General features: G+C 40.2%; 12 protein-coding genes. 10 read left to right on the top strand and 2 right to left on the bottom strand.

From position 1 onward, the window contains the following. Positions 1-139: 139 nt before the first annotated feature. The gene (locus IQ264_RS29365; RefSeq protein ID WP_322744829.1) at positions 140-1,294 is read right to left on the bottom strand and encodes a toll/interleukin-1 receptor domain-containing protein; all 1,155 of its coding nucleotides are present in this window, start codon (positions 1,292-1,294) and stop codon (positions 140-142) included. A 733-nt stretch (positions 1,295-2,027) separates the two neighbouring features. Between IQ264_RS29365 and IQ264_RS29360 the strand changes: the two genes are divergently transcribed. The 6 genes from IQ264_RS29360 to moaA all read left to right on the top strand — a co-directional run bounded on the left by IQ264_RS29360 (position 2,028) and on the right by moaA (position 6,537). Then, positions 2,028-2,363: an STAS domain-containing protein gene (locus IQ264_RS29360; RefSeq protein WP_193985689.1), complete on the top strand. Its 336-nt coding sequence runs from the start codon at positions 2,028-2,030 to the stop codon at positions 2,361-2,363. Between the two features lie 579 nt (positions 2,364-2,942). Then, the gene (locus IQ264_RS29355; RefSeq protein ID WP_322744828.1) at positions 2,943-4,358 is read left to right on the top strand and encodes an MFS transporter; all 1,416 of its coding nucleotides are present in this window, start codon (positions 2,943-2,945) and stop codon (positions 4,356-4,358) included. 12 nt (positions 4,359-4,370) lie between these two features. Continuing rightward, entirely contained in the window at positions 4,371-4,532 is a 162-nt protein-coding gene (locus IQ264_RS29350) for a hypothetical protein (RefSeq protein WP_193985688.1), read from the top strand. A gap of 56 nt (positions 4,533-4,588) precedes the next feature. Next, positions 4,589-4,876 carry a type II toxin-antitoxin system Phd/YefM family antitoxin gene (locus tag IQ264_RS29345; protein WP_193985687.1) on the top strand — a complete coding sequence of 96 codons (288 nt, stop codon included), beginning with the start codon at positions 4,589-4,591 and terminating at the stop codon, positions 4,874-4,876. Further along, positions 4,860-5,210: a type II toxin-antitoxin system RelE/ParE family toxin gene (locus IQ264_RS29340; RefSeq protein ID WP_193985686.1), complete on the top strand. Its 351-nt coding sequence runs from the start codon at positions 4,860-4,862 to the stop codon at positions 5,208-5,210. Before IQ264_RS29345 ends, IQ264_RS29340 begins: the two co-directional genes overlap by 17 nt. Positions 5,211-5,550: 340 nt before the next feature. After that, positions 5,551-6,537 carry a GTP 3',8-cyclase MoaA gene (gene moaA, locus IQ264_RS29335; protein ID WP_193985685.1) on the top strand — a complete coding sequence of 329 codons (987 nt, stop codon included), beginning with the start codon at positions 5,551-5,553 and terminating at the stop codon, positions 6,535-6,537. A 76-nt stretch (positions 6,538-6,613) separates the two neighbouring features. Here moaA and rpsD read toward each other — a convergent pair whose 3' ends face one another. After that, a complete protein-coding gene (rpsD, locus tag IQ264_RS29330; RefSeq protein WP_193985684.1) occupies positions 6,614-7,222 on the bottom strand; it encodes a 30S ribosomal protein S4 in 609 nt (202 codons plus the stop codon). Positions 7,223-7,461: 239 nt separating this feature from the next. On the opposite strand from rpsD, the gene IQ264_RS29325 reads away from it, so the two are divergent. The 4 genes from IQ264_RS29325 (at position 7,462) to IQ264_RS29310 (ending at position 9,610) form a co-directional block, all read left to right on the top strand. Further along, positions 7,462-8,082, top strand: a complete 621-nt coding sequence (locus IQ264_RS29325) for a hypothetical protein (protein WP_193985682.1) — start codon at positions 7,462-7,464, stop codon at positions 8,080-8,082. A 266-nt stretch (positions 8,083-8,348) separates the two neighbouring features. Then, positions 8,349-8,561, top strand: a complete 213-nt coding sequence (locus IQ264_RS29320; protein WP_193985680.1) for a hypothetical protein — start codon at positions 8,349-8,351, stop codon at positions 8,559-8,561. Positions 8,562-8,853: 292 nt separating this feature from the next. Next, complete coding sequence (locus IQ264_RS29315; protein ID WP_193985677.1) at positions 8,854-9,120, top strand: hypothetical protein; 267 nt, start codon at positions 8,854-8,856, stop codon at positions 9,118-9,120. Positions 9,121-9,238: 118 nt separating this feature from the next. Continuing rightward, complete coding sequence (locus IQ264_RS29310; protein WP_193985675.1) at positions 9,239-9,610, top strand: hypothetical protein; 372 nt, start codon at positions 9,239-9,241, stop codon at positions 9,608-9,610. The last annotated feature ends 127 nt before the right edge of the window (positions 9,611-9,737 follow it).

The raw sequence follows: 9,737 nt of genomic DNA, 5'->3' as shown, positions 1-9,737 counted from the left end.
CGTTTAACAACTCTAATTTTAAAATGAAGAATCCTTCTTTTTCATAAGCAGTGAAAACTGTAACGTTTGGTAAGTTTAATAAGGTATCTAGATGAAAATCCATCGTCCTTTTCGGGTAAAATGTAGTGCTAACTACATTTTACCCCATGATGCCGGAAGACCCCAGAATTTTCAATAGTTGGCTTTCATCAAGTAAGTAATCCTCTTCTTTTACATTGTCTGTTAAATCTATATATTGCAAATAACGTAAAGTATTCGGTATCTGTTCCTGTGGAGTTTCTTGCACCAAAACCGGGATGATGCGCTTGTGTAGGGAAAGAGCATAGTTAAGTTCCTGCTGACAATATTCAGAGTTTAATGCTGCTGGTGAGAGCAGAATAACTAAATTATCAGCTTGTTCAATGCCGCGCCTAATCGCTTTATCATAAGCTTCTCCTGTTTGAATGTCGGTGGTATTTGTCCAGACTGTAATGCTTTCTCGCCTTAAGCTGTTGCGAATTTTCTCCATCACCTGTTTATCTTCGTGGGCATAAGCGAGGAACACCTGAGTCATCAGGTTGTGACCGTTTTTAATACTTTCGGTGATGTACTCGCAATGTAAGTCAGTCGGGGTGCAGGGCGCTTGTTCTCCCTTGAAGCGAATTTTCAACCAATCTTCTGCTAGTTGGCGTTCCTCCCCAACTAGCAAGTAGCGCGACTGCTTCCGATTTCTTTCCCAGTCTAAGGCTTTGGCTAAAAAGAAAGTATGTTGAGATACATATTCTTTGTGCCGTGTTAAAAGCCCCAGCAGTCCTTCTAGTGACTTATCAAAATCATCAATTCCTTCACGGAAATATACCCAGTTAATTTTGCCAATTTCTGGGTGCATATGGGAAAAACTCGAATGTAGTCCCTTGGCTTGATAAGCTTCCCAGTCTGCATCTGTTCCTTGAGGGTATCGTTGCTGCCATGTGTCACGACTAATCTGTTCGACGTGCAGCAGGGGGATAATCCGCTTATGGCGCTTGAGAGCAAGCTGGATTTCTTTGCCGCAATAAGGGGAGTTGACTGAATGGGGGGCGATGATGTAAAGAAAGTTGTGTGCCTTTTCAATGCCATCATCTATTTGATTCTGGAAATCTACTCCCAGGGGAATATCATTTTGGTCAAACCAAACCTTTAATTCCTGTTCTACCAAACGAGAATGAAGTTTTGTCGCAAAAGCTTTGCTATCAGCTCGACCGTAAGAAATGAAAGCATCGCAAAATTGATTATTCATGGTTGTGGTAGATACACCATTAATTGAGATATTCATCAATGATATTTATTTGCAGGTATATGCAGTGGAAAGAATCAAGAAGAATTGCTGTCTAAGGTAAATTACTTATTACCTTAGATAGATATAAATATTAAAATTTTGTTATACCAGAGAATATCACACTATACTTAAGCAAATCAACTTAATTTCAGAAATAGCTCTGGGTTGTGCGCGATCGCTATTTCCACGTAGTACGATCGCAAATAGGCTGTATTTGTTATTTATGCTACTTTTCAGTATTGATACCGTCGCAAATAAGCTGATTGTCCTGTTCCACCTCAAAGTTGTTCCTCAAGTCATCCTTCACCTAAACACAAGCATTCTGCATAAGTGAATTTAGAAATAAATTTGCTAAATTTTACAGAACTATGGTTTTCTGCCAATTTGCAGCAGTAATTCTCTGCTTATCTGCAAATTTCTGGGATTCACTTGCCGCTGCAACATTGTCACAAAATTTATCTGCTTGTAACGGAATTATGCAAAATTATAAGTTTTTAGGGAGGTCGATATCTAGGACTAAACTATAGTCCTCCTGAAATAGGATGGACAATTTATAAATTGTCCCTGATGTCAATCATTGTGATTGAAAACACAGGTTAATTGTGATTAAACAGCAACCTATGAAAGTTATTTTAGTTCAGGCTATATAGTAAGAAGGAATAATAAGTTGTTTTTTTGCGAGGCATAAACTTTACCTTTGATTCTTTCTGTGCAGTCACTGGAGATTCCCATGCAACCTCTCATGGACTTGATCCCCAACTTCTCTCACTTAGGCAACAGCGTCGAAGAGAAACGTCCCCGTACTGTTGTTCTCAGACCTAATGGTTGTCTTGATAGTGTGAGTAGTCCAACTTTTACCAAAGCTCTCGAACAAGCTCTAGAGCTAACTACTGATACTGTAGTTATAGATCTTTTGTGGGTAGATTTTGTAGAAGCTGAGGGAATTTCTTGCTTAATTGCAGGGTTGAAATTAGCCTCTGCTTTAGGTAAAAATCTCTCTTTGCGATTTATGGATGTAACGACACAAGCGGCAGTTGAAGCTGCGTACAATCGTCAGTGCGTCTAAAGTTTTTCTCCCATTAATAATCACTACACCTGAGCTTTTAAGTGCTAATTCATTTCGCCTCATCTACTTTTAAGTAGGTGAGGCTGATTGTTTATTCTGGGAAAATATTTACTTAACACTTGAGTTTTTTCGCTTGATTGTAGATGATTTAACATTTTACAATCAAAGCTATTATAGTTTGCCTAGTCTAGTAAAACTGGGTAATATAGTTTTCGGTTAATAGCTCATCTTTGTAGTTATGCAGATAATGAGTAACAAAAAAATTAATGCAGATAGTTAGTATGTAGAGTCAAAAGGGAATACTCTAAATTAGAAAACTATTTGGTTAAATATGCTTTTACCAAAATATTGGTTGAGGTCTAATTTAGTAAGTGTTTCACTACTCATCTAGTTTTTGTTAACTTTTTAACCAATGGATGACAGACAACTATCTAAAGTTTGGACTTTTGTCTCGGCAGGTTAAACAATACTTATTCCTGTAGTGCGCTGTTGAGTAAGCAGCTTGATGTTTATCGTTCATTTAGTACCAACCTGAGAGCCAATTCTATAGGTTTTTATTTAATAAAGGTGAGGAAATTAGTGGTTGCCTATTCCAATGTATCGAGTCCAGTAGAGAGTGAAGTAATTACAGAGAGTATGATTGTACCGGAAACGGTATTAATACCAACTACTTTACCTAACTTTACCAAAGATGAAATTCGGACAAGTCTAAAAGCATCTACCTGGGATGGTATTTTTGCAGCGATATTTTCTAGTGTTACAGGTGGAGTTTTGTTGAGTAATTTGTTGCTACAATTGGGCGCTAGTCCAACACAAATTGGGATGTTGTCTTCAGTGCCGATGGTAGTAAATTTACTACAACCTGTGGGAGCTTATCTTTCTGGATTCACTAATAGTCGTCACTGGTACGGTTTCTGGGTGTTTGGGATTTCCCGATCGCTTTGGTTAATTTTAGCGATCGCCATTGCATTTACCCAGAAAAACGACAATTTAGTACAATTAACACTATTAATTGTGTTTGCCAGTAATTTATTAGGCGCTTTTGGATCGGCTTCTTGGTTTAGTTGGATGGCGAAGTTAGTTCCCGAAAAATTGCGCGGTAGATATTTTGGGATTCGCAATAGTGCTGCTAATTTGGTAACACTAGTTGGTGTACCTTTAATCAGTATAATCATATCTGCTTGGCCGGGAGGAATGTTGCAAGGTTATAGTTTACTAATCTTTTTTGGGGTGATTACTGGCTTTATCAGTTTACTCTGTCAATTTTTTATGGCTGATATTAACCCAAAAACAGAAATAATCGCGGCTACTGACTCATTAGAAGAAAACGATAGCCAATCTTTGATTAATAGTTTTAAATCTTTAATTTCCAATAATTTTTTCCGATTCTTGCTTTACTTCGGGTTTTGGGCTTTTGCGATTAATATTAGCAATCCCTTTTTTAATCTTTACTTGTTGGACAATTTAAATATCAATGTTACTTGGGTAACAGTGTATAACAGCTTGTCTGCTGGAGCGAATTTATTCATGTTAGTTTTTTGGGGAAGACTAGCAGACAGAATTGGCAATCGTCCACTGTTAATTTTGCTGGGAGTTGTAGCGGCGTTAATGCCTTTACTTTGGTTGGGAACTGGTTATAGTCCGCTTTGTTTGTGGGTGGGATTACCGCTGTTACATTTATTGAGTGGTGGAGTTTGGGCGGCGATCGATTTGTGCAGCAATAATATTCAAATGAGTGTAGCACCTAGTCGTAATCAAGCTACTTTTTTTGCGATCGCTTCCGCTGTTGCCGGAATCTGTGGCGCTTTCGGGGCAACCGTCGGCGGCTTTTTAGCCGAACAACCTTTTTTCGGTGGTTTACCTGGATTGTTTGCTCTAACTAGTGTATTGCGATTATTAGCTTTACTTCCCTTGGTGTTAGTTTGGGAACAACGCAGTCACTCTGTAAGAGCAATGCTGCAAAATTGGTGGATGCAGTCGAAAGTAGTTGGTTGAGTTGAGGGGGATGTGACGCTACACTTTTGCGGTCGCCATTCTCCCGACAAAAAAAGCGATCGCCTTTTTGTAATCAACGCAAGTAAGTACGATCGCGGCTCAATCTCCTATCGTTTATGTGATTTGCTCTCCTGCTTACGGCATCGCGTAGATCACAGCGAAATCGCAAAATAGACAAAACAATTGCCAACTGTTAGCATGAAATTATTAGATAATTTTTTGCAAATATTATGCTCAGTCTGAGTGACATTTATCCTCTTTCGGAGTTCCAACGGGGTGCGAAAGCTTTCCTGGCAAAACTCAAAGAAACTAAAGCACCCATAGTTCTGACTGTGAATGGTAAAGCTACTGCCGTTGTTCAAGATGCAGAAAGCTACCAGCAACTTCTGGATAAGATTGAGTTACTGGAGTCTATTGTGGGTATCCGCAAAAGTATTGAAGAATTTGAGAAAGGGAAAGGGATACCTCTGAAGCAAGCATTTGCAGAACTTCGGGAAAAATATGGCCTACCAGATTGAAATATCTCCTACTGCGGTAGCGGATATAGAAAGCATTTTTCTTTGGATCAAGGAGGATTCACCGGAAAACGCTTATCGCTGGGTAAGAGGATGTTATGAAATTATGTTGACGCTGGAAAACTTTCCCAGGCGTTGTGCTTTGGCTATCGAAAGTGAATATATGGGAATAGAGGTACGCCAACTTCTCTATAAAAAGCAATTCAATATTTTATTTACTGTTAGTGAAATAGTTGAGCAAGAGCAAGGAATTGTGCGTATTCATCGCGTGCGTCGTTGTTCTCAACAAGCACTTCAAAGTATAGATCAACTCTTAAGTGATGAATCAGAAACTTAAACTGCGATCGCCATTCTCCCGACAAAGAAGCGATCGCTCTTTCTTCAAAAAAAGCGATGGCGATTAAATCCATCGGCGATCGCACTAAATTGCAGTGAGCAGTTACCTCGGCGAAAGAGGAAATCTCAGAAGTGATTCTCTTAATCCCCGTGCGTTCACGCCGGGGCGGATGTCAAGAGTCTATTAATCTTTAGTTAAACAATTGATATTAATTACTGCTATCAAAAACAGTTTTTGTATCATGATAGTGCTGATGAAGAAGTTTCCCACTTTTGGCTTCTGTGTTCTGCCTTCTGTCTTCTTACACTAGATGTAGTCCTATTGGAAATCCCACAGGCGAATGAACCAAGTTGATTATTTGCGGATTAGCTTAATCGATCGCTGCAATTTTCGTTGTCAGTACTGTATGCCAGAAGGTGCGGAACTTGATTATATTTTGCAGCAACAATTACTTAGTTACGAGGAACTGCTGACTTTGATTGAGGAAGTGTTCATTCCTGTAGGGTTTACTCGTTTCCGCTTGACTGGGGGTGAACCTTTGTTGCGTCCAAGGGTGGTGGAGTTGGTGGGTGCGATCGCATCTTTACCCCAAACTCAAGATTTATCAATGACAACTAACGGGTTTTTACTCGCACGGCTGGCGCAAGACCTTTACAATGCAGGTTTGCGGAGAATTAATATTAGTTTAGATTCTCTCGATCCAGAAATTTTTGAGCAAATTATTGGTAATCGAGGGCGTTCTCGCTGGGAACAAGTTTGGCAGGGTATTCAAGCTGCTTACCAAGTTGGTTTTAATCCCCTCAAACTTAATGTGGTGGTTATTCCAGGGGTAAATGACCATGAGATTTTAGATTTAGCTGCTTTGTCGATCAACCGGGAATGGCACGTCCGCTTTATTGAATTTATGCCGATCGGAAATTCTGATTTGTTTGGCGATCGCGGTTGGGTAGCTTCTGAAGAGTTGCGCCAACGGATTCGATCGCGCTGGGGCTTGACAGAATCACAAATACGTGGTAATGGCCCTGCTGATGTGTTTAAAATTCCAGGAGCTAAGGGAACGCTGGGATTTATCAGTCAGATGTCGGAGTGTTTTTGCGATCGGTGTAACCGAATGCGGCTTTCTGCTGATGGTTGGTTGCGTCCTTGTTTGTTGAACGAAACGGGACAAATTGACTTAAAAACCGCCCTCCGCAATGGTGTTAAACCTGCTGAATTAAGAGAGCGAGTCAGAGAATTACTAAATATTAAACCAGAGATTAACTTTAAACAACGTCACTCTGGAACCACAGGAGTTTACACGCGCACTATGTCACAAATTGGCGGCTAAGACAATTTTAGATTTCAGATTTTAGATTTTAGATTTTATCTCCAATCCAAAATCTAAAATCCTAAATCTAAAATCCTTAAGCTTGCCGTGAGTAGTACTCAACCACCAGTAGTTCGTTAATCTGTAGCGCTACCCATTCCCGCTCAACCACGCTGTTAACTTTGCCAACCAACTTAGTTTTATCGAATTCTAGATGGCTTGGTAAGTTAGCCAAACCGGGATATTGCAGGTTTGCTTGCGCTAACTGACGAGAGTTGTCTCGGTCTCTAACGCTAATTACTTCCCCTGGTTTACATTGGTAGCTAGCGATCGTCACTTTACGACCATTAACTGTAATGTGACCATGATTTACCATTTGGCGAGCCGCTGGGATGGTAGGAGCCAAACCCAAACGGAAAACAGTGTTGTCTAAACGCATTTCTAGTAATTGCAGCAACACTTGTCCAGTAGAACCAGTGGCGCGACGAGCTTTCCGCACATAACGCAGGAGTTGTCTTTCCGACACACCGTAGTTAAAGCGCAGTTTTTGTTTTTCTTCTAAACGAATCGCATACTCAGAACGTTTCTTCCGGTTTGCACCGTGCTGCCCTGGAGGGCTGGTTTTTCTCGCTGACTTACGAGTTAAGCCGGGGAGGTCTCCCAGGCGACGAACCACTCTGAGGCGTGGGCCTCTATATCGCGACATCTCGCTTCCTCTCTAGTATCCAGATCAAATTTTACCCAGAATTTCTAGTATATAGTTAAACTAACAATTTGTTTAGCTGGGCGCTCATAAATTTTACCTTAAATGGGGAACACAACGGAGTTCTAGTTGCTGTTGATTTGAGTTTCTTTACACAGAGGGGAAAAAAGATTGTCAATTCTTTCCAGACTATCTATAGTTCTGAATGTTTCTCAGTTCCTATATTTTTTACTACAACTAGCATGAGAATGCTGTTTCGTTCTTTTGCCCCATCTTGGGCTTCCCTGCTTTTGTTAACAGTTACCATTCCCAGCCAATCTCTGGCTGTGGAATCGAACGCTTTTGATTATGATTTCAAGACTTGTGGACAAGAGTTGGTGCGTGCGGGTGTTCCAGCATCTGTGGCAGCAGAATCCTGTTCCGCCTCACTTTATCCGAGAGATTTAACCACTTGCGTTTTAACTATTTACAGACAAACGGAAATTTCTCCTGGTGATGCGCTGGCGACTTGTAGACAAGTACGAAGACCCCGCGAATTAGGCAACTGTGTAGCAAACATTAGCCTGAATACTACCGGGGGTGCTCCGGGCGCAATTTTGGATAATTGTCGTCGGAGTCTGTTACCAGATCGTTTTGGCAGGTGTGTTGTTGGTTTAGTCAAGTCGTTAAATCTGGGCGTGGCGGGAGTGATGGCAGATTGTATTGATGGTAGCGATCGCCCTGAAGATTTCTACCCACCTGGATATTATCCGTTGCAGCAAGCCCCCCCGCAGCAACCATTAATTGTTCCCACACCAACCACTCCCTTAGTACCACCATCATCCGATCCAATCAGACTTCCGGCTGTCCCATCTACTCCTTGATCGAGCTGTGTTGGCCTAGATTCCTAATAATTTAATTTGTTGATTTTCCGTCTCCATCTTTGGGACGGCTTTTTTTGTTAATTAGTTACCAATTTGCACATTAGTAAGTGATTTATGTCACTGTTTTTAGTAAATTTAACTCATAGAAAAAATACTTTGATCTCACAACCTGTAATTTCCCTTAATCACATTTAATTCTTCTTTGAATCACCCTGAAGCTGATTTATATAAACGATATTATTAAGTAACGAGTTTAAGTTTTCATCATGCAAGTCCAACTCCTACCTAATGCTATTTCTGAGTTATATGCTCAAGTTAGTAATTCTGGACAGGTTACTTTGGCCGATCGTTATGGATTAATGGCAGCAGTATTGGATGAATCTCTGGATGAGGAACAAAGAATGGCTGTGAATCGGATTATTTATGGCATACACAAAAGAAAGTTAGTCATTGTAGATGAAATTTCTAGCCTTTCATAGTGCTTTGCTCGGTTTTGAGTTGCGCTAAATTAAGATTTATTAGTTTTATCTATATCAGATTTATAAATATCTACTTTCTAATTAGCTAATCCCATGACAAACTAAAGATATACAATCTCTCTCTACCTGTCTAGTTAATCACTTGGACAGGTTTTTTTAATGTTTATAAGACTTGGGGTAGACAATTTAGTACAAATGTACTATAATATATTCAAGTTGAGTCCTTAAGCCAATCTTTTTTCGGAACTGGCTAATGGAAAAAGTTGTAAAGTATGGATGCGGGTTTTTGCTTATGAATAAGCACTATATTCTCAATCTCAATCCTCACGCGAAGCAGGAGTGGGATCGTTGCACTTTGCGAGATCCGCTAACAGCTAAGCGTCCAGATTTCGCTAAATTAATTGCAGAAGTGGTGGGGGGAAAACCTGGTTCTTACCTAGTTTCTGTGCAGATTGAAGTTGAAGTTTTGGATAAAGCAGGTTTACCACAATCTGAACAATTAACGCTTAGTTTGCCGGAAATTTCGGCTCATTCTCATCCGCAGGAATTAGTTGCTTAGTTTAAAAAGGTAGAAGGCAGAAGGTAAAAATTTCCCTTATACTTCTGCCACGCTGCTACTAGTGAGTTGTTGCTAGTTATGTAATTTTGCTGGCTACTGTTTCAGAGGATAAGTTTTAATGCTCAAGCTGAGTGATTATCCGGTAGCGATCGCTAGAACTGCCCAAACGATCGCAGAATTAGATTATGAATTGTCTGCTTTACGTCAAGTAATATCTGCTTTTGAATGCAAAGCAGATTTAATAGTTGGAACTGATTCTAACCTGAAAAATGACACGCAACGGAAAGCGCGAAGATTTGAATTATTGCAAGTTAATCAGGAATACCAAAAAGCTCAAGAACTCTCAGCAAAATTAACAACTGAAAAAAACAATGCTATTGCTCATTTGGAATATCTGAGAAATCAGTTCAGTGTTGCCAAATTAGAAGCGAGGTTAATGATTGCCCAACAACTTTCCGGGTTGGAAGCGCGAGAATTTGCAGGTTTTTAAATACGAATAAACTTTCTCCTTTGGGTGGCGGTAGGGCTTTTTGCCCTACTCTTTTTTTGAAGGCAGAAGGCAGAAGGCAAGAAAGGCAGAAGTAAAAATTCCCCTTGCCCCCTTGTCCCCTTGCTGT

The sequence above is a fragment of the [Phormidium] sp. LEGE 05292 genome, assembly GCF_015207735.1.
Taxonomy (GTDB): Bacteria; Cyanobacteriota; Cyanobacteriia; order Cyanobacteriales; family Aerosakkonemataceae; genus Floridanema.
Note: the sequence above shows the minus strand (reverse complement) of the source record. Positions and strands in the feature narration are given on the sequence as shown.